Annotated in this window: 13 protein-coding genes and 2 pseudogenes; 10 read left to right on the forward strand and 5 right to left on the reverse strand. The window is 51.2% G+C overall.

All coding sequences use genetic code 11. The features are described 5' to 3' along the window. Positions 1-19 precede the first annotated feature (19 nt). From ptsP to IEW11_RS13140, 3 genes are all read left to right on the forward strand, one after another. Positions 20-1,738, forward strand: a complete 1,719-nt coding sequence (gene ptsP / locus IEW11_RS13130) for a phosphoenolpyruvate--protein phosphotransferase (protein WP_188531514.1) — start codon at positions 20-22, stop codon at positions 1,736-1,738. Then, complete coding sequence (locus IEW11_RS13135) at positions 1,738-2,001, forward strand: HPr family phosphocarrier protein (protein WP_188531515.1); 264 nt, start codon at positions 1,738-1,740, stop codon at positions 1,999-2,001. The genes ptsP and IEW11_RS13135 overlap by 1 nt, the downstream gene beginning before the upstream one ends. Positions 2,002-2,331: 330 nt before the next feature. Then, complete coding sequence (locus IEW11_RS13140) at positions 2,332-3,633, forward strand: stalk domain-containing protein (RefSeq protein WP_188531516.1); 1,302 nt, start codon at positions 2,332-2,334, stop codon at positions 3,631-3,633. A gap of 178 nt (positions 3,634-3,811) precedes the next feature. Here IEW11_RS13140 and IEW11_RS13145 read toward each other — a convergent pair. Both IEW11_RS13145 and IEW11_RS13150 read right to left on the reverse strand, forming a co-directional pair. Next, positions 3,812-4,014: pseudogene (locus IEW11_RS13145) on the reverse strand (alpha-L-fucosidase); the annotation flags it as partial. Positions 4,015-4,038: 24 nt separating this feature from the next. Next, a pseudogene (locus IEW11_RS13150) lies at positions 4,039-5,029 on the reverse strand (transposase); the annotation flags it as partial. A gap of 809 nt (positions 5,030-5,838) precedes the next feature. Here IEW11_RS13150 and IEW11_RS13155 point away from each other — a divergent pair. Beyond that, a complete protein-coding gene (locus IEW11_RS13155; RefSeq protein ID WP_188531517.1) occupies positions 5,839-7,563 on the forward strand; it encodes a stalk domain-containing protein in 1,725 nt (574 codons plus the stop codon). A gap of 126 nt (positions 7,564-7,689) precedes the next feature. On the opposite strand, the gene IEW11_RS13160 is transcribed toward IEW11_RS13155, so the two are convergent. After that, on the reverse strand, positions 7,690-9,018 hold the full coding sequence (locus IEW11_RS13160) for an alpha-L-fucosidase (protein ID WP_188531518.1): 1,329 nt from the start codon (positions 9,016-9,018) through the stop codon (positions 7,690-7,692). Positions 9,019-9,291: 273 nt separating this feature from the next. Between IEW11_RS13160 and IEW11_RS13165 the strand changes: the two genes are divergently transcribed. Further along, positions 9,292-11,496, forward strand: coding sequence for a helix-turn-helix domain-containing protein (locus IEW11_RS13165; protein WP_188531519.1), 2,205 nt, complete (start codon positions 9,292-9,294; stop codon positions 11,494-11,496). A gap of 59 nt (positions 11,497-11,555) precedes the next feature. Next, positions 11,556-13,229 (forward strand): type 2 periplasmic-binding domain-containing protein, encoded by a 1,674-nt coding sequence (locus tag IEW11_RS13170; RefSeq protein ID WP_188531520.1) that lies wholly within the window; start codon positions 11,556-11,558, stop codon positions 13,227-13,229. Positions 13,230-13,304: 75 nt separating this feature from the next. Here the strand turns inward: IEW11_RS13170 and IEW11_RS13175 are convergent, their stop codons facing one another. Further along, a complete protein-coding gene (locus IEW11_RS13175; RefSeq protein WP_188531521.1) occupies positions 13,305-13,550 on the reverse strand; it encodes a hypothetical protein in 246 nt (81 codons plus the stop codon). Between the two features lie 41 nt (positions 13,551-13,591). On the opposite strand from IEW11_RS13175, the gene IEW11_RS13180 reads away from it, so the two are divergent. The 4 genes from IEW11_RS13180 (at position 13,592) to IEW11_RS13195 (ending at position 19,309) form a co-directional block, all read left to right on the forward strand. Further along, positions 13,592-14,557: an ABC transporter permease gene (locus IEW11_RS13180; protein ID WP_188531522.1), complete on the forward strand. Its 966-nt coding sequence runs from the start codon at positions 13,592-13,594 to the stop codon at positions 14,555-14,557. Positions 14,558-14,588: 31 nt separating this feature from the next. Then, positions 14,589-15,476 (forward strand): carbohydrate ABC transporter permease, encoded by an 888-nt coding sequence (locus IEW11_RS13185; RefSeq protein ID WP_188531649.1) that lies wholly within the window; start codon positions 14,589-14,591, stop codon positions 15,474-15,476. Between the two features lie 188 nt (positions 15,477-15,664). Further along, positions 15,665-17,299, forward strand: a complete 1,635-nt coding sequence (locus IEW11_RS13190; protein ID WP_188531523.1) for a type 2 periplasmic-binding domain-containing protein — start codon at positions 15,665-15,667, stop codon at positions 17,297-17,299. Positions 17,300-17,326: 27 nt separating this feature from the next. Beyond that, positions 17,327-19,309 (forward strand): alpha-amylase family protein, encoded by a 1,983-nt coding sequence (locus tag IEW11_RS13195; protein ID WP_188531524.1) that lies wholly within the window; start codon positions 17,327-17,329, stop codon positions 19,307-19,309. Positions 19,310-19,467: 158 nt separating this feature from the next. On the opposite strand, the gene IEW11_RS13200 is transcribed toward IEW11_RS13195, so the two are convergent. After that, a complete protein-coding gene (locus tag IEW11_RS13200; RefSeq protein WP_188531525.1) occupies positions 19,468-20,295 on the reverse strand; it encodes an AraC family transcriptional regulator in 828 nt (275 codons plus the stop codon). Between the last annotated feature and the right edge of the window lie 279 nt (positions 20,296-20,574).

Genomic DNA, 20,574 nt, shown 5'->3' on the forward strand with positions numbered 1-20,574 from the left:
CAAGAGAGGAGAACACGATATGACGAATACCTTTAGGGGTGTCGCGGCATCTCCCGGAATAGCCATAGCGAAGGCATTCCGGTTTACCAATACCCGGCATGTCCCGCAGAAGCAGACCATTTCGGATGCTGACGCGGAAGCCGGGCGGTTCAGGCAGGCGGTCGAGAAAGCGAAAGGCGAGATTGAAGAGATCCGCCAATTGACGGAGACAAGGCTGGGTGCGCAGAAAGCCGAAATTTTCGAAGCCCATCTCTTCCTCCTGGAGGACCCCGATCTTGTTGATGCCGTACTTGATAAGGTTAACGATGAAAAATTAAACGCCGAATACGCTTTGCACGAAGTGACGGAAGCGGTCGTTGAAATGCTCATGGAGCTGGACAATGAAATGGTTCGTGAACGTGCCGCCGACGTGAAGGATATTTCCGGACGGTTAATGAGCCATCTGCTCGGCAAACCGTACGCGACCCTGACCGGCATTTCCGAGGAGACGATTATTCTGGCGGAGGACTTGACGCCTTCGGATACCGCGCAGCTGGATCTCAACTATATCCGCGGTTTTGTGACCGAGATCGGCAGCCGCACCTCGCACTCCGCGATAATGGCGCGCTCGCTGGAGCTTCCGGCCGTTGTCGGCGCAGGCGCGGTGTCCGCCAGCGTAGCGGACGGGACGTTGATTATTCTGGACGCGGTGGAAGGCCAAGTAATCGTTGATCCTTCGGAGGAAGTGCTCGCCGAGTACCGCGAGAAAAAACAGCGTTACGACGAGCGCCGGGAACAGTTGAAGCTTCTCGCGCAGCAGCCTTCGGTATCTGCCGACGGCGTGCATGTGGAGCTTGCAGCCAACATCGGCAGCATAGAAGATTTGATGAAGGTGCTGGAGAACGGCGCCGACGGCGTCGGTCTGTTCCGTACCGAATTTATATATATGGGACGGAATTCGTTCCCGAGCGAAGAAGAACAATACCAGATCTACAAGCATGTGCTCGAAAAATTAGACGGCAAACGTGTCGTCATCCGTACGCTGGATATCGGCGGGGACAAGGAGCTACCCTATCTGGAGCTGCCTAAGGAAAGCAACCCCTTTCTTGGTCTTCGTGCCTTGCGGCTGTGCCTGGAGCGGGAGGATTTGTTCCGTACCCAGCTTCGTGCCCTGCTTCGGGCGAGTACGTCCGGCAAGCTGAACATCATGTTCCCGATGATTGCGGTGCTGAGCGAGCTTCGCGAAGCAAAACGTATTCTCGGCGAGGAACGGGCGAAGCTGGAGCAGGAAGGCATCGCTGTATCCGACGCCATCGAAGTGGGCATGATGATCGAGATCCCGGCCGCTGCGCTTAATGCCGATCATTTTGCGAAGGAAGTCGATTTCTTCAGCATCGGCACGAACGATCTGATTCAATATACAATGGCGGCTGACCGCATGAATGAATCTGTCGCATATTTGTATCAGCCTTACCATCCTTCCATCCTGCGGCTTGTCAACATGGTTATCAAGGCCGGCGAGAGAGCGGGCATTTGGACCGGCATGTGCGGCGAGATGGCGGGCGACCAGACGGCGATTCCGCTGCTGTTGGGTATGGGCCTGAACGAATTCAGCATGAGCGCAAGCTCCGTGCTGCCTGCACGCGAGCTGGTGGGCCGGTTGTCCAAGCAGGAATGGGCGTCTCTGTCCGAACAAGCGCTGACTATGGGAACGCAAGAAGAGGTTCAACAATTTGTAGAACAAAGGAGTCAAATCTAATGCTATCGCAAACTTATACCGTTATTCATCCATCCGGGTTTCATGCCCGTCCGACCAAGCTTTTCGTCCATGCGGCGACTCAATTTCCTTGTAAAGTAAACCTGATCAAAGGCACGAAAAAAGTCAACGGCAAAAGCTCGCTTGGCTTACTGGCCCTTGGCCTCGCCAAAGGCGACGAAGTAACGCTGGAAGTGGACGGCGAGCGCGAAGAAGAGGCGCTCAAAGAGCTTGGCGCCATGCTGACGAAAATTTACGAAGAATAGTCTTCACTTAAAAATAAATTTAACGATCCCGCGGTGAACCATGCCGCGGGATTTTTTAGGTTGAAGCGGCATAGAATGATTTTTTAAACATCATGATATAAATCCGTAAGAGCAAGAGTGCCGACGCAAAAGTATACCCTTTTTTTAATTGGGAATGATCCATTAACCCGAGGGAATAAAGTCGCACTCATGCGGCTTCGTCTCTAGGGAATCTTATTGCAAGCTGAGACTATATAACTACATTTCAAGAAACGATTTCCTGTTATATTCTTTGAATCCATGTATAATGGAAAAATGTGTTATCGAACATCCATCCAGGAGGCGAAATTGTTGTCATCATTCCTACATCGTGCAGTCATCGTTTTTGTATTATCTGTTGTCAGTATTTTTTCATTACCTTTAAGCCCCGTCTCAGCGGCAGTGCCTGAAAAAACATTCATGCTGAAAGCATCTGGTAAAACCGTATTGCTTCCGCAGGTTTTCGTGAAAGGAACCCCGATGATACCGCTATCCGCATCCAAGCAATTTGGTGTGCGAATTGTGGAAAACAAAAAAAAGAAAACCTATAAAACAATGCAGGGCAAGCATTGGGTCCTATTTAAATTAAACAGCAAAAACTTTACTGTGCCCACGTTCAAAGATGAACTTCCGCAGCCGGCACAGTTGATCAAAAAAGAGGTTTATATCCCGCTTGAGGTGTTCGGTTATGTGATCAATTCCAAACGGATGGTTATCGCTGATTCTTACTTCGAATCGCTTGACTCCAGCCGCTGGACACCGGAAAGAGAAGCGTCGCAGATGGCCTTAAAAGGACAGAAATTGAAGCCGGAGATTTATATCGACCGCAAGGCGGTACCGTTTAAAACAAAACCCGTCATCAAAGGGGAAATCGCTTATTTTCCGATCAAAGATTTTTCTGAATATATTGGCGGTCAAGTGACGGAGGACCCGAAGAACGGTACAGTAACCATTGTTTTTCACAATAACGAGTTAATCTACACCGAAGGGATTCCGACCGTTAAGCATCGCGAGCTGAGCGGCTCGTTTGACTGGGTTCGAAATGAGTTTCCGATGCCGAATCATGAACCTGTCAAACGGATAAACGGCGTTTTTATGATCCCTCATACTTCGCTCCCCAATATGATGCGTATGAGTACAGTGGACAATCTTCATTATGGCGGCATTGATATGGTGGTCAACGGACATTTGCTATTTGAAAGACAGGTGTTCTATACCTATAAATCCGAGAGCTTCAGCTATGAATTAGATGAGAACGGTAATGAAATCACGGATCCTGACCTTTATATGAGTTTCGGAAACAGCAAAGCGACATTCATTTCCATACAGAAAGAATCCTATACAACAAAAGATAAGGGCACGCAATTCTGGACAGCTATGGCCAGAGAAGAAAAGGTGAACGGAAAAATACGAAGACAGGAGATCGAGTTCAACCCTACCCTCGAAAATGGCATGGCTGTAGGCTTCCTGAACTATAAAGTAGAGATATACGATAAAACAGGCAGCTCCAGAATCGAAAAAGAGGTAACGTCCTTTGTGAAAGTACCATTGAAAGACGGCCTTCCTAATTTTACATGGGATGAAGCGATGAAAGCGCTGGGCGTTGCTAAGTGACTATGGCATGAGAAAAATTGAAAAAAGCTTGAGAGATCAAGCTGACAAAACAGCCGCCGACATTTAGCCTGGCGGCTGTTTTGTGCTCCGTCACGACATGGTCGTTGTGCCAAGAGCTGAGGCGGAGGCCTTTATCGTACGGCGGGCAGACCGTTCGTTCGAATATACCTTGCAGCCCGCGGTCCGCGGCAGCATACCCCCAATTGTTGTTGAGCGTGATACAGCTTCCCATGGGATTGGGGAGCCGTTGTCATCGGTTACCCCTTCAGGAGGAATAATCTGCTCCGGCGAAGCAAAATCACCGGCATAAACGGAAGGCTCACTCGTATAAATACTGCCGCCCTGTTCTCCGCTTGCCTCCAAACGCTGGTGGAGCAGAATCATAAGAACAGCCGGCAGTCCAATAATGAGTGGGTTAAGCTTTGCTACCAGTTCAATCTCGTTCTTCTTTGCATAGGTCAGATAATCTTTCTCGGAGTATGCGGCATCCCCAATGACGGTGCTAACCTGCATGCCGGCCGCTTGGCTTTTCTCAATCAGGGTTTATAATTTCTTGCCGTCGTTCTTCTCGCCAGTTGTTATTACCGCGCGGCTGCAATAATGCGTTCTTCCGTCATCGCCAGATGTGTATTCAAAAAGGCGGAGTCCGCGCTCTTGTATCCTACGCGCGCATCCGGGTCGGCAGCAAGAAGAAGCTGCTCGACGTCATCCTCCACCGTCTCCCTCAGGAGATTCAGCGGTTCCGTAATCTTGCACCTGCGCGATCCCCGACTTAGTTTTGATGAAGGTGATGAGTTTTTGACAATACGCGATTTTGTCCGCCAGCACATCGTTTGTGTTCTTGGCGGGCATGCGGACTTTAACCGACTCATCCACGCCGTACACAGCTTTCCTCAGCTTCTTCGCCCGGTCCTGCAAGATTTCCCGCGGCGACTTCTGGTTATATCGTGCTTTCGTGTAGGTCGCGTCTACGATAATAGAAGTGCTCTTCAAGATCACTTTCCCGATGCGGGTTATACCGTCTTAGTAATGAGCTGTCCAAGAGATTAATGTCCTTTAACCGCAGCTTGCGGAATTTCGTCAGAGAGCTCGGATCGATTAGCGGATCTTCCGGCGCATGCCGAGAAAGTATTACGACAGATCATACCGCGAACGCTCGACGATGTCGACGTCCGACAACTCGAAGATGACTTTCAGCAACAAGTACTTAAACATGCGAATAGGGTCGATTGCATTACGGCCGTTATCCAGGCAATACTTATCTTGCAGTTCCTCATATATAAAGGAAAAATTAACCAGTTTGTTGATCCGACGCAGCATATTGTCTTTTGGGTACGACGATGTTATACAGATCCGCATATGGACTTAGCATCAGGGTTTGTTGTTGTCGTATCATTCGCTCACCTGCTCTCTGAGATACCTTAATTATAAACGAGAAAAGGTATAGTCTCTTCAATTTCTTAAGTGACTGTACCTTTTCTGTAATACGGACTTTTTCAGTGGCCTCTGATTCTGCCGCGGGATTTTTGCGATATGCATTGGAATTATCCAGATTCCTAGTATTATATCCTTCGTAACCGAGAGCGCGGGAGCGCCATCGCAAAACGAAGCGAGGCGGTCGGTTTTTGTTGTCGAATCGGCTGAAATTAACCAATTGCGGACTCTTTTCGCCAAGCGCGGTTTTTGTGAGAAAATACGCTCATATGTTATACTTCTAGTAATCGATAAGGCATCTTCTTATCGGATCATTATAGCTAAAAACAGAAGGAGAAACGATTGTCGTTGGATCTTTGAAGGTATAAAAGATGGTTGGTCGCTTTGTCCCTATTTGCAGCTTTCGAATTGAAGTTAAGCTCGATCGTTACAATGGAAATGAGTGTTCCAACGCGTGTACAGCTGGTTTCGGCCAACCGTACAACTATGAATCTAATTTAATTCTGATTATTGTAAAACAGCTGGGCAGGAGTTATTTCTGCTCCGCTGTTTTATTTTTTTGGCTGGCTGCAGGGTTGTATAAAGGTGGAAAGTTCGATGTCGAAAAAGGGTATTCATCTGAATTGTGGAATAAGTCTATTGGACTACTTTTTCAGCAAAGCTTCTCTGATTGCATCCGATTATGCAAGCATTTCTACAAGAGAACCAGTTATGGAAGAGGATTATCAGTGGAAATCAAAGTTCTTTCATCATGAGTAAAGGGGAATAATATTGAAAAAATACGCACGGATTCTATTATTCACAGTTATGACGGTAAGTGCAGCGTTCGCTGCAGGCGGGGAGAATTCCGCATCGGCGTCGCCTGCTGCATCGGCGCAGGTGCAGGCGGTTCCCGCCGCTTCAGAGGTGTTCATAAACGGGCAAGAAGTAAAGTTTGATGCCTACAATATTAATGGCAACAACTATTTCAAATTGCGCGATCTGGCCAAAGCTTTGGACGGTACAGGCAAGAGCTTCGCTGTGGATTGGGACAGCGCGGGCAATCGGATAAACCTGCTGCCGGGCCAAGCCTACAAACCGGTAGGCGGGGAACTTGCCGTATTGGAGCGGCTGGACAAGAAAAAAGCGACAGTTGCCGCATCCGGTATATTGGTGAACGGCCGCCAGGTGGCATTAACCGCGTACAATATCGGGGGCAATAATTATTTCAAGCTGCGCGATCTCAGCCGGCAGTTGGACTTTCCCGTTACGTGGCGATCCTATGATAATACGATCCAGATTATTACATACCCGAATGTATCCGTCACGGCCGTAAATGCGGTGGCGCAGGCCAGGACGAGCGCCGATTATTACTACTCCAATTGGTTCAGGCCTTCAGAGCGATATTTGTTCAGGACGGGAGACCGTATAAATCTGTTAGAGATTAAGGATCAGACGATCTACATCCAGCAGTTTGCGGCAGATTTCTCGAAGCTGGAGGAGACAACGGTCCGCATGGAGCTGCCGCTGTTCGGCGGCTTCCATATGGACGATGACGGCAATTATTATATCGTTTACGGTCAGGAGAACATGGAAGAGTCGGATGACAAGACCGTGTACCGGGTTGTTAAATACGATGCTTCGTGGACCAATACCGGTCAAGCGGATATCACAGGTGTTTATGTTTCCCGGCCGTTCGACGGCAGCAATCTGACCATGGACAGCAGCGGCGGAAAGCTGGTCATCCATTCCGCAAGGCTGCGGTATGTGACGCCAGATGACGGCCTTCGCCATCAGTCGAACATCAGCTTTCTGATCGACACCGGCAGTATGGCCGTGCTTCAGAAGGGCGGGCAATGGCCGGACAACCATGTCAGCCACTCCTTCGCCACTTACGTCAGATTCGATGGCGACCGGATCGTCTACGCCGACCATGGCGATGCATATCCGCGCGGATTCGTGCTGCAGGTTGAAGAGTACGGGTCAATCACGAAGACCATTGATCTCGCACTCTTTCCCGGCAATACCGGCGATAACTATACGGGAGCCTACTTGGGCGGACTGGAGAGCTCGGCCTCGAACTATTTGGTCGCCGGCTCCAACAGTGTATTCACGTACCCCGCATACCGGAGCAGCCAGAATGTGTTCTTAAGCGTCGTGCCGAAGACGGCGCATAACATCATGGACGTTAAGACAGTGATGCTGACCGATCATCCCGCTAATTCCGATATCCGGATCCGTGAAACGCATCTGAGCCGAGTGAATGAGAATAAATTCGTACTCTTATGGAGGGAATATCACGAAAATACGAGTGATCAGGCATTATACTACGCGGTTGTGGACGGTCAGGGCGAGATTCTGCAGAAGCCGGTGAAGCTGGCCGGTGTACCGTCACCAGGCAATATGACGCCGCTTGTGCAGGGCAATACGCTGACATGGTACTTCTCGGTTTCGGACACCCGAGGCCGCTCGAACAGGCAGAACGTAATCGAATTTTACACGCTGAAAGTCGATTAACCGTTTCGGGATGCAGCTGCTGCCAGCTATGAGTCGTGCCAGCATTTACGAACAAAACAGCCTTATGCAGGAGCGATTCCCGATAAGGCTGTTTCTCATGAGGAAAGGTTCTCCTCTTGCTGTTATTTATAATAAATCCAGTTCCAGCCGAATGACGGTGTTCCGGGCATCGGGCAGCGGATAGGTCATATGCTCGGGCCGGGCAAAGTTCACAAATGCATCATCAGGGAAATGTGAAGCATTCCATGGCCGGGATAAGAATACCTCCGATCCGTCGGCGAGCAGGGCGGCTCTGCTCACTTTCCCCGCCAAACCGCTCAGATTGATCGGGCCGATGCTTTCCTCGAAAATGTGAGCGTAGAGCGTGCTGCCAATCTGCGTATAACGTCCCCATTCGGGCTTGGGAAAGTCCGCTTGGCTGCAGCCATAGATGCTGTCGCCGTTTAACGCGATCCAGTTCCCGACCTCGGCTAAGATATCGAGCGATTCCTGCGGAATTTCTCCCCTGGCATTCGGGCCGACATTCAGCAGCAGATTGCCGTTCTTGCTAACGCATTCCACCAACTTGCGAATGACGGTGGCTGCGGATTTGTAGGTACGGTCCGCGGCTGCGTACCCCCAGTTGTTGTTAAGCGTAATACAGGCTTCCCACGGGATAGGAGAGCCGTTGTTGTCAGTAACGCCCTCGGGAGGAATAATCTGCTCCGGCGAGGCGAAATCGCCGGCATATATGGAAGGCTCGCTCGTATAAATGCTGCCTCCGTGCTCTCCGCTCGCCTCCAGGCGGTTATCGATTACGATATGCGGCTGAAGCGAGCGGATCATACTCATCAACTCGGTTGCCCGCCAGGTCTCACCGGCCATGTTGTCGTAGGAGAAGTCGAACCACATAATATCCAGCTTCCCGTAATTTGTCAGCAGCTCGCGCACCTGTCCGTGAAGATAGTCGACATAGCGGTGGAAGTTGCCCATATCTCTTTTATAGGCTTCGTTATTGCGCATTGGATGAACGCGGTCGCCATAGGCCGGATAGTCCTCGTGATGCCAGTCGATCAGGGAGTAGTAGAGGCCGACCTTCAGGCCCTCCTCGCGGAACGCATCGAGGAATTCCCTGACCAAGTCGCGGCCCGCCTTCGTGTTTGTTGCTTTGTAATCTGTCAATTCGCTGTCGAACAGGCAGAAGCCGTCGTGATGCTTGGCCGTCAGCACGGCGTATTTCATACCGGCCTGTCTGGCGGCCTTAGCCCATTCCCGGGGGTTGTAACGGTCCGGGTTGAACTGCTCGAAATAAGGCTGGTAATCCTCCACGCTCAGCTGCTCAACACTGCGCACCCATTCTCCCCTGGCGGGAATGGCATAAAGCCCCCAGTGAACAAACATGCCGAAGCGGTCATTGCGGAACCAATGGGTGCGCTCATTTCTTTCCTTGACAGGATCTTGCAAGACAGTGTCCATTTTATTTACCTCCCGATAGGCTGGATTGTCAATCCTTCCCTATCAGTGTATCAACGATCGGCCTCACCGGACAGGGATAAGCCTAATCTGGAAGGGTATAATATTAACTTTCTCGAATCACAATCTTAGCTTTGTCCCCATATAGATTAGCTTTTTACCTATAAATTCACGTTGCGGATGAATATAATGATAAAACATTCGTACATCAGCCTATCATTTTTGTATGCGCTTTCTCAGAGGCTTGTCAAATTCCTGAAAAGGAATGGTGCAAAAATGAATAAGTCTTGGCTTCGCAAAATGATCTGGTCGTATATTCCGATTTTCCTCATCCTTTTTTCCTTCGCCTATTTCATGTTCTTCCAGACACTGGTGGAGCAGAACGAAAAGAACAGCCGGCAGTCCAATGAAAGCTTTGCCAACCAGCTGCTGCTGTCCGTCGACGTCTCTCTGAAATCCGTCGATCATATGATCATCCGCGAAATGATGAACAACAAGCCGTTGACGGATTTTTTTGACGGCCATGATGATGTTTATCTGAAATACCAGGTAGCCAAGAGATTGACGGTGCTCAAGCAGGAAGTGCCGCTGATCGATTCCTTTTATTTGGTGCGGTTCAGCGACCAGCTCGTCTACAACGGCAATGTCATTGGCAATATCGAGCAGTTTGAAGATTTCGCGTTCATACAGAAGATGCGCAACCGGGAGGTGAAATCCCCTTGGACCGATGTCAGAACCTACCGGGAATTTTCTTTCCAGAATAAAAAAGATGTGATCAGCCTCGTGCATCATGTGCCGCCCGGCCCGGGCTCGGAAGGGCTGTTCGTCATCAATATCAGCGCCGCCTCCCTGCAGGAGCTGGTCACAGGGATGTACGATGTGGATAAAGCGTTCGTGGATATCTATGATCGTAACGGCATACCGCTTTTCAGGCAGGCGGGGGAGGCGGAACAGAAGGAAGTGCTGACCCGCATCCATTCGCAATATACAGGTTGGACTGTAGAGAGCGGCGTATACCGGGGTGAAATCATGGGCTTAGCCGCAAGTCTGTCGGGCGTCTGGATGCTTCTGGGTGTACTTGTTTTTATTGCCGGCGTCGTATCCATCATCTACATCACACGCAAAAATTACAAACCGCTGGAAGATCTGATCATGCTGGTCCATGACAAGCTGCTGCACGGCAAGGATGCGCTGGGCAGCCTCTCGGTTAACGAGTTCGCATTCATTGAATCGGCAATCAACAAACTTGCCGAGAAATCGAAGACCTTCGAGAAGGAGTTCGAAAATGCGGCTCTTCATAAGCGGAAAAACTTCTTCAATGATTTGGCCTTCTCAAGCGGAGGCCTGTATGCCTATACGGACAGCCTTCCCTTGCCTCCATATAACCGAATTAAGGTTTTCGTTATTGAAATCGACAACCCTGAGCAATTATTCTGCCGTTATAAAGCCCCTGACCAATCGTTATTTAAATTTGTGCTTAGCGGCGTCGCCAACGAAATGTTCGATCAGCATGATGGCCGGATTTGGCTGGAGTGGACATCACAGCTGCAACTGACCGGCATGGTATTTATGAGCGAGCAGCCTGACACCGGCATATCCGACATCTGCGAGAGCATTATTGCATGGGTGAGCAATAATCTGAAATTTACCGTGACGATCGGGCTGGGCGAGTCGGCCGATTCGCTGGAAGACGCGGATGTATCCTACAAGGAGGCCGCTGAAGCGTTGAAGTTCAAGGCGGCGCTTGGCCATAATCGAATCATTACGATTCAGGAAGCCAGACAATCGGCCGACAAGAATACGAATAATAAGCATCTACAGGCCATTCACAGCCTGGTGCAGCGTTTCCGGTTAAATGAGGAGAATTGGCCGGGTGACTTCAGGCTTGTCTTTGACGGGTACAGGGAATGCTGTCTGTCCAAGAATAAGATCATCGAGCTGAGCCATTATCTGGTCGCGCATATGGATCTTCATATTTCGCAAATTTCCAAAGACTATTACGCAATCTGGACGCAGACCGCACTGCCGGAGGCAAGGAGAATGATTGGGAGCTTTGATACGCTGGAAGAGCTTCAGCTTGGACTTTACAAGGTTTTGGAGGAGCTGGCGGAACGGTTAACCGCGCTTCGGGAGGGCCGGCAGTACCATCAGCTGATGCAGAACGTGAAGGCGTATATTGAGTGTAATTATGCAAATCCGGATCTCTCGCTGGATTATCTGAGCGATAAATTCTCTATCAATCCCAAGTACTTAAGCCAACTGTTCAAGGAAGAATGCGGGGAGAACTTCCTCGAATTTCTGGCGGAGGTTCGGATTCAGCATGCCAAGAAATGGCTGGCGGAGCACGCGGACTCGATTCAGGATGTCGGCGAACGGGTCGGATATGTCAATGCGGCAACCTTCAGAAGGGTATTTCGCAGAGTCGAGGGCATCTCACCCATGGATTACCGCAAGCGCAGTGCGATGACAAGAACGGGCTGACCCCGGAACAGGCCGTTAAACCGCAAACCTGACAAAATCGGACGGGGAGGGACGCCACGTTGAAAGCGAGGTTCAGCCGGTTATCGGTAATCATACTGTTCATGATCCTTCTCTTGATCACTGGCTGCGAGTCTCCGGCTGATCCCGCCGCCGAGAGAGGAAACCCGGGAGCGGTGGACAGAATCGCTCCGCCGGGGCAATTTCCGCTGTCCTCCAAAACGATCGGGCTGTCCGTATTTGTCACCCCGCCTCCTGAGGTGGAGGATTTAAATACGAATTCATTCACGGCCTACGTAGAGGAGAAGCTCAATATCGATTTCAAGTTTATTATGGCCAGTCCCGCCGCCAAGAAAGAGCGCAAGCAGCTGCTGTTCGCCGCTGGGGATTATCCGGCCGTGCTGTTTAGCGGGGAGCTGACACCGGATGAACAGATTAAGTACAGCATGCAGGGCATGCTTAGGCCGCTGAATGATCTCATAGACGAGTACGGCGACAATATCAAGAAAATCTTCGAGGAAAACCCCGGGCTGCGCAAAATCATTACGGCCCCGGACGGCAATATTTACTCGCTTCCGAGCATTAACGAGTGCTTTCACTGTATGTATTCCCAAAAGCTATGGATCAACACAACCTGGCTGAACAAGCTCGGTCTGGACATGCCCCGGACAACCGAGGAGTTGTACAGCGTTCTCAAAGCGTTCAAGACAGAGGATCCTAACGGAAACGGCAAGCGGGATGAAATTCCGTTGACCGGAGCGGCAGATTCCTGGCGCACGAAGATAACCGGATTTCTGATGAGCGCTTTTATTTACCATACGGATGATAATTACTTCTACATAGAAGATGGTACAGTAGCAATGGCTGCTATACAGCCGGAATGGCGGGAGGGACTTGCCTACATCCGCAAGCTGTACCGCGAAGGGCTGATCGACCCGGCCGCCTTCACGCAGACCATTGACGGTTTAATTCAGTTGGCCGGCAATGAGGATGAGGGGGTTATCGGAAGCGCCGCGATGGGCCATATCCGGATGGCGTTCACTGGAAGCAATGAAGAGCGAAATACCGAATACGCCACTGTTCCGCCGCTAATCGGACCTAATGGTTATCAGGCGGCGGGATATTTCAGCACGCTGGAGTTCGGACAGTTCGCCATTACGGACAAGGCGACCGAGACCGAGGCGGCGGCAGCGATCCGGCTTGCGGATTATCTTTACTCTGAGGAAGCGGCAATCCTGAACGAATACGGGCCGGAAAATTTATGGTGGCGCAGGGGAGAGCCCGGAGAAGTGGATGTGCATGGCAGGCCGGCCAAATATAAGCTGAAGCCGGAATACTGGGAGCAGCGGACACAGAATGAAGGCTGGAACCAGATGGGGATTCTCTACCGGAACCGGGATCTCCGTGAGTCGTGGGCAGTGCCGGAGGACATGTACTCCAGGGAAGGCTATGAACACCGCTTGTACGTGGAAACGGAACAAAACTACCGGGGCAAGGAACCGGAAGAAGTCCTTCCCGCGCACATTTACATGGATCCGGATGATGCCTTCGAGGCGGCCCGCTTGCGGGTGCAAATTCACGATTATATTGAATCGAACATGGTGCAGTTTATTACCGGCACCAAAGATCTCGATACCGAATGGGAGGCCTATCTCGATGGTTTTAAAGGCTTGAAGCTGTCACGTTATATGGCCATTTATCAGGAAGCCTACGACAACTATATACGCAGCGGCTAAGAGCGCAGCCAGGCCTGTTTCCGTCTCGTACGGAAGCAGGCTTGTTTTGTATGCCGTTAATGCAGACCTCTCCGCTTAACCGGCAAAGTTAATGATGTTAATCGTCGTTAACGAGCGAGATCTGCCATGCGGGAGGATGGAATAGGGCATGTTCGCCATATCGCCGGGCAAGAATCCGGAAATACGCTCACGGAAATCGGTACGCTGGCGGAAAACTGAGCGAAACGCTGGAAAAGCCTTGCGGGAAGCGGCTGCGGAAAACGGTCTGTTCGTTGAATACTGGCCGTTGACCCCCTTGCCGCGCTGCATTATCGTTAACACAAATCAACACCGATTACGGGAGAGGAAGTGAGAGAACTGATATGCAGTCCACTGGGGTATTAACGGCGAACAAGCTGGGACAGAAGAAGAAATCCGTACGAGCGAAGGATTTGGCCCTGCGGATGAAGCGGCATTGGCAGCTCTATTTATTGGTGTTTTTGCCTCTGGTTTACCTTTTTATTTTTAAGTACATTCCAATGTACGGCGCGCAGATTGCATTCCGCGATTTCAGTATCGTCAGAGGCTTTACGGGCAGTGAATGGGTAGGATTAAAGCATTTCAATGATTTCTTCAACTCACCGAATTTCTGGATGCTGATCAAAAATACGTTGTTCATCAGCTTATACTCGCTGGCCGTCGGCTTTCCGGCCCCGATCATTCTGGCGCTTGCGCTTAATGAGGTCAGAAGCCTGAGGTTCAAAAAGACCGTACAAATGGTCACGTTCGCGCCCTATTTTATTTCCACCGTTGTGATGGTTTCGATGATCATTCTGTTTTTGTCGCCGCGCCTCGGTTTTGTTGATCTTATTGTGAGGAGCCTTGGGATGGAATCGATCAACTTCATGGGGGTGCCGGGTTACTTCAAGAGTATTTTCGTCTTGTCCAACGTGTGGCAGGGCATCGGTTACGGAGCCGTCATTTATCTTGCGGCGCTGGCGGGCATCAATCCGGATTTGTATGAGGCGGCCAAGGTGGACGGGGCGTCGCGGCTGCAGAAGGTGCTCCATATCGATCTTCCGGGCATCATGCCGGCAGCGATCATTTTGCTCATTCTGAATGTGGGACAAATCATGAACGTCGGTTTCGAGAAAATTTATTTGATGCAAAATCCGCTCAATCTGAGCACATCCGAGGTCATTTCTACTTACGTCTATAAAATCGGTCTTCTGGGCGCCAACTTCAGTTTCTCGTCGGCGGTCGATTTGTTCAATTCGGTCATTAATCTGATCCTGCTGCTGACAGTCAACTACGCGGCTCGAAGATTTTCGGACAGCAGCCTATGGTAAGGGAAGGAGTGTATCGCGCTTGAGTAAACCTATGGCAATCAAGGAGCCCTTCGGCGACCGCGTTTTTTTGTTTTGTGTGTATGTGTTTTTGGGGCTGATCCTCATTGTTGTGCTGTACCCGCTCATTTACATTTTAAGCTCTTCCTTCAGCTCGCCGCAGGCTGTCATCAGCGGCAGGGTCTGGCTGCTTCCGGTGGAACCGAGCCTGGCCGGCTACAAGGCAATTTTCCAGAATCCGTCGGTGATGACCGGCTACGCTAATTCGCTCTTTTATACGTTCTTTGGGGTTCTCATCAATGTCACGTTGACCGTCATGCTCGCCTATCCGCTGTCCAGATCGACCTTTGTCGGCCGCAATTTCATTATGGTTCTCCTGATCATCACGATGATGTTCAGCGGAGGTTTGATTCCGTACTACCTGACCGTAAAAATGGTCGGCATTCTCGATACGCGCTGGGCGATGCTGCTGCCGGGCGCGCTGGCCGTATGGCAGGTGATCATTGCACGGACCTTCTTCCAGTCCACCATCCCCAAAGAACTGGGTGAAGCCGCCGAGCTCGACGGATGCTCCGATTTGGGATTTCTGTGGCGCGTGGTTCTTCCATTATCGAAGCCGATTCTGGCCGTATTGGTGCTGATGTATGCGGTCGGTCATTGGAACGCTTATTTTGAGGCGTTGATTTTTCTGAAATCGCCGGATTTGTATCCGCTGCAGATTGTGCTTAGGAATATCCTGATCCTTAACTCCATCGATGCAAGCATGATGGTGGACGCCAATCAGATGGCGGCAAGACAGGGACTGCGGGACTTGTTGAAATTCTCGCTCATTGTAGTGGCGACGCTGCCGGTCCTGGCGATTTACCCGTTTGTCCAGAAGTACTTCGTACAGGGGATTATGATCGGGTCGATCAAGGGATAACAGCTGCCTGATATGATATCGCTTACATATGGATGCGGCAGACGGCCTGATTCTCATACCTTCGGGGGAGGTGGTACAGTTCGGCAATTGTGCTTGTTCTGGCTTAAAGCTTTTGGACTCGGCAGTTCATAGTTACTCGGATTAATTCCGGTGTAAAGCATGGCAAATTGTAAAGGGAGGCGTCTGTGTTGAAAAAAACAAGCAGTCTGATGTTGAGCCTGGTTCTTGCGCTTTCGGTTATCTTATCGGCTTGCAGCAACAGCGGCAATTCAAATGCCCCGGCTGAAGTAGGGGAAAACGGGGAAGAGATCGTGACCCTGTCCACGTATATCAAGCTGACGCCGCGGATCGAGGATATTAATACGAACACGGTCACCAAATATATCGAAGAGAAGATGAACATCAAGTTTGAGTTCGATGCGACTCCCGAAGCCAATGCAAGGGACAAAAAACAGCTGATCATGGCAAGCGGCGATTATCCGTCCGTATTTTTATCGGGTGATTTTACACAGGCGGAGCAAATCGATTACGGCAGTCAAGGGATATTAATCCCGTTGAATGATCTGATTGAAGAGTACGGGGTGGAAATTAAGAGGGCGATGGAGGAGGATCCCGGGCTGAGGGATGCCATCACGGCGCCGGACGGCAATATTTACGCGCTTCCCCACATTAATGATTGTTTCCACTGCTGGTATTCCCAGAAATTATGGATTAACAAAACATGGCTGGATAAGCTCAATCTCCAAATGCCTACGACAATTGAGGAATTCCACGAGGTAATGAAAGCCTTCAAGACCCGGGACCCGAACGGGAACGGGGCGGCGGACGAAATTCCGTTATCCGGCGCTTTTAACACTTGGCATGGAATTCCGTCCAATTTCCTGATGAATTCTTTTATTTACAACAATGATGAGGACTTTTTCTTCATGAAGGACGGCAAGGTCCAGCTGGCCGCGAATCAGCCGGAGTGGCGTCAGGGCCTGGAGTATATTAACAAGCTATACAGCGAAGGCCTGATCGATAAGGAAGCCTTCACGCAAAATTTGGACCAGGGCGCGCAGGTCGGCAACAGAGACGGCGATAACGTGCTTGGCAGTGTTGCGGCCGGACACATCGGCATGTTCTTCAGTCTGGTGGAGGGACAAAACCGGCACAAGGAATATGTGACCGTTCCGCCACTGAAAGGACCTGGCGGCATTGCCTATTCTGGGTACTACAAGTCATATGGACTGGGCATGTTTGCGATCACGAATAAAGCCTCGGAGAAAGAGCAAATCGCCGCGATTAAGCTTGCGGACTATCTGTACTCGGAGGACCATGCCATTACAAATGAATACGGGCTGGAAGGGAAGTATTGGGAGAAAGGCAAGAGCGGCGAGGTGGATGTCCACGGCAACCCGGCTAAATACAGCATCAAAGAAGAATATTGGAACATCGGGCCGACCATGAACGATACTTGGGATCAGATGGGGATTACGAGACGGACGCGGGACATTCGCGAATCATGGGCGGTGCCGGAGGACCCGTTCAGCCAAAGAGGCTACGAATACCGCTTGTTCCTGGAGACGGCGGGCAACTACGAGAACAAGCAGCCGGAGGAGACATTCCCTCTGAGCATCTTTATGGATGCCGCCGATGCCAAGGAAGCGAACCGGCTCCGCACACAAATCAATGATTATGTGCGGTCGAATATGGCCCAGTTCATTACCGGCGCCAAGCCGCTGAATGACGCGGAATGGGACAGCTACGTAAAAGGCTTTGACGGGCTTAATCTTGCCGGATACCTGGACATCTATCAAAGGGCATACGACAGCAAAAAATAATTGACGATCCCAAAGGAGGGCTTGGAAATGAGTATGCAGCAGGATTTCCCGAAACGGACCGTTCACCTGGATTTCCATACAGGGCCGCAGGTTCCGGAGATCGGGAAAGACTTCGACGCCAAGGCGTTCGTCCAAAGCTTCAAGGAGGCCCGTGTGGACAGCGTCACCCTGTTTGCGATGTGCCATCATGGCCATTTGTACTATAACACGCCGCATCCTGCGCGCCATCCGGGAATGGCCGCCGATTTGCATCTGTTGGAGCAGCAGGTGGAAGCTTTGCATCAGGCCGGCATCCGTGCACCGATCTATATCAGTGTGCAGTGCAATGAATATGCGGCCAATAAGCATCCCGATTGGGTGGCGCTTTCGCCGGAGCTGCAGCAGGTAAAGTGGGGAGGCTCCGCTTACAAAGCGGGGTGGCAGATTCTGGACATGTCCAGCCCTTACCAGGATTATCTTGCGGAGATATTATCCGAGGTGCTGGAGAGGTTCACACCTGTTGACGGCATCTTCATGGATATGTGCTGGGATCAGCCCAGCTCATCCAAGTGGGCGATCGAAGGCATGCTGAAGAAAGGGTATGACCCGCGCAAGGAGGAAGACCGGGCGCGATATGCGCGGGAAGTTGCGTACCAATACATGGCCAGATACAAGGGAATGGTCGATGAGGCGCAGGCCAAGCACCGTCCGGCGGGCGTGTGGTTCAACAGCCGTCCGAAGACCAACCTGCACGTTGAAAAGAAGTTTCTGCGCCATGTGGAGATCGAAGCGCTGCCGACAGGCGGGTGGGGCTATGCCTATTTTCCATATGTGGCCCGGTTTGTCAGACCGCTTGGTCTGCCGACCCTAAGCCATACCGGCCGCTTCTTCAAGAGCTGGGGCGACAACACCTCCCTGAAGCCGGAGATGGCGCTCAAATATGAATGCTGCCAAATTCTGAGCCAGGGCATGACCAACGGCGTGGGCGACCTACTTCATCCCCGGGGCCTGCCGAGCCGGGCGGTATACGACTTGATCGGCAGCGTCTATAAGCATATCGAAGCTTGCGAGCCTTATGTTGAGAACGGCGAATTGCTTAGCGAGATCGCGGTTGTCGTCAATCCGGAGCTGGGCGATAATCCGGGCCCGTCAGGTGTTGGCGTGGTCCGTGCGCTCCAGCAGCTGCGGCAGCAGTTCGATATAGTACCGCCGGAGATGGACCTGACCGGCTATCCGGTGGTTATTATTCCGGAGACCACGCCGGTTGACGGCGCATTGAAGGAGAAGCTGCAGGCATATATTGCCGGCGGCGGGGGGCTGATCATCAGCGGCCCTGCCGCGCTGGATGAGAACGGCAAGCCGGTGCTGAGGGAGCTGGGCATTGTGTCAGAGGGTCCCAGCCCATACAGCCACACCTTCCTGCACGCCTTGGACAGCGTGTCGACAGGGCTGGCGGATTACGGTTATGTCATGTATGAGCCCGGATTCCGGATGAAGCCCGCTGCAGGAGCCGAAAAGCTGGTGGCCGTAGGGGAGCCCTACTTTCAGCGGGAATATAACCATTTCAGCGGTCATGATTATACGCCGGAGAAGCGGGTATCGGATTATGCGGCGGCAGTAAAGAACGGAAGAACGATTACCTTCTCGGTGCCGATCTTCGAAGCCTACGGCAAGCATGCCTCGCCTAATTACCGCACGCTGCTGGGCAATTGTATCGGCCTGCTGCTGCCAAGGCCGCTTATCCGGGATGAGGGGCCGAGCAAGCTCGAAACGACGGTTGTCCGCAAGGGCGGGAATCTCATGGTTCACCTGCTCAGCTTCTATCCGGAGCGTCGGGCAGACGACCTCGATCTTGTAGAAGACCCGTTCCCGCTCGTCGATATGCCGATCGCCGTGCGGACCGATCAGGAGCCGAAGCGGGTATACCTGGCCCCGGCGAAGCGGGAGCTGGCCTTCACTTACAGCGACGGATACGTCCATGCCCGCGTGACCGTGCTTGACGGCCATGCGATGCTGGTTGTTGAAGGCTGAGAGGCATTAACCGGGGAGCGGTTCAAGCCATTGGGTGATTGGTGCAAAGAATGGGAGATTCACTGCAGGGCCGTAACCACAATAAGGTTGCGGCCTTCTTTGCGTCGTTCACTCCCCCGCCAAGGTGTCTATAGTGATCCCCAGGTGAAGCGCGAAAATTAAGCAAAAGCAGAGCGGTACTCCGTGGGGCTGTAGCTGGTTTCCTTGCGAAAAAATTTGGTAAAATGGTTAGTTTCCTTAAAGCCGGTTTGATCGGCAATTTCTTTAATGCTGAGCGGAGTTGTGGTAAGAAGCAGCTTGGCCTTCTCCACCCGTTTGCGGTTGACATATTTAAGGGGAGAGGTCCCGAAGTGCTTCCGGAAGTACGTAATAAAGTAGTTCGGGTGCAGATGAATCGTGCCAGCCATCTCTTCGACGCTGATGCTCGTGTGCAGATGCTGGTCCACATAGTTCTGGATAATATTGAGCCGGTTTAACTCCTCGGTCCGGTGCTGCAGCATACGAACAGGCACCTGATCCAGGTACCGGGAGATTATCTCCAGCAGCACGGCCTTTTCACGAAGTCTGGCAATGAAAGCACTGTTCTCGCGGAGGGTAATCAGCTGCCGGAATAAACCTGCCATTTCACCGTTGTCTTTAATGTCGATACAGACGGGCACACCAATCCATTGAAACAGGTCGAACGGTCCGATGGTAGCCGTAAAATGGCACCAGTCCTTCAGATAAGGGCGGTTGCTGAGCGTGGAATAAGACTGCAGCATATATGCCGGCATGAGACAGAGCTGTCCGGGAGCAGGTTTGAATTCCTTATTGCCCACTTTAATCCATCCTTCACCGTTAAGGATATAGTAGAGCTTATTATAACGGGGAATATAATCGAGCTCTTTCCAATCCAGCGGGCATTGGGTGTTGTGGGCTTCCAGCACATTTAATTGGAGGGTTTGCAGCAGATCGGAAATCATTTGTTCATCATTCGTCGTTTTCATGGTCAACCACCTGAAGTTTGTTTGATGTGGTGAGTCTCGAATGTTCCGCTGTGCTTCTTTTAAGAGTATACCATGAGAAGGAGGAAACGGGACACGGATTCAAAGGGATGAATCAAAGCTGCACCCTTTCATTTTCGTTGTCGTATCCCATTTGTCCGTCATGCGGGTAATGGAAGGAGAGAGTTGTCCATTTTCCACACTTTATCATATTCTACCTTTCTATTTCCTTTATTTATAAGGGAATTGTAAGAGCCAGAATCTTTCTGGTAGATAAAGCAA

The sequence above is a fragment of the Paenibacillus abyssi genome, assembly GCF_014640295.1.
In the GTDB taxonomy this organism is placed as follows: domain Bacteria; phylum Bacillota; class Bacilli; order Paenibacillales; family Paenibacillaceae; genus Paenibacillus_D; species Paenibacillus_D abyssi.

Coding starts and splice junctions, on each gene's coding strand:
- ptsP (WP_188531514.1), top strand. CDS start 20: ATGACGAATACCTTTAGGGGTGTCGCGGCATCTCCCGGAATAGCCATA.
- IEW11_RS13135 (WP_188531515.1), top strand. CDS start 1,738: ATGCTATCGCAAACTTATACCGTTATTCATCCATCCGGGTTTCATGCC.
- IEW11_RS13160 (WP_188531518.1), bottom strand. CDS start 9,018: ATGGACACTGTCTTGCAAGATCCTGTCAAGGAAAGAAATGAGCGCACC.
- IEW11_RS13165 (WP_188531519.1), top strand. CDS start 9,292: ATGAATAAGTCTTGGCTTCGCAAAATGATCTGGTCGTATATTCCGATT.
- IEW11_RS13180 (WP_188531522.1), top strand. CDS start 13,592: ATGCAGTCCACTGGGGTATTAACGGCGAACAAGCTGGGACAGAAGAAG.
- IEW11_RS13185 (WP_188531649.1), top strand. CDS start 14,589: ATGGCAATCAAGGAGCCCTTCGGCGACCGCGTTTTTTTGTTTTGTGTG.
- IEW11_RS13195 (WP_188531524.1), top strand. CDS start 17,327: ATGAGTATGCAGCAGGATTTCCCGAAACGGACCGTTCACCTGGATTTC.
- IEW11_RS13200 (WP_188531525.1), bottom strand. CDS start 20,295: ATGAAAACGACGAATGATGAACAAATGATTTCCGATCTGCTGCAAACC.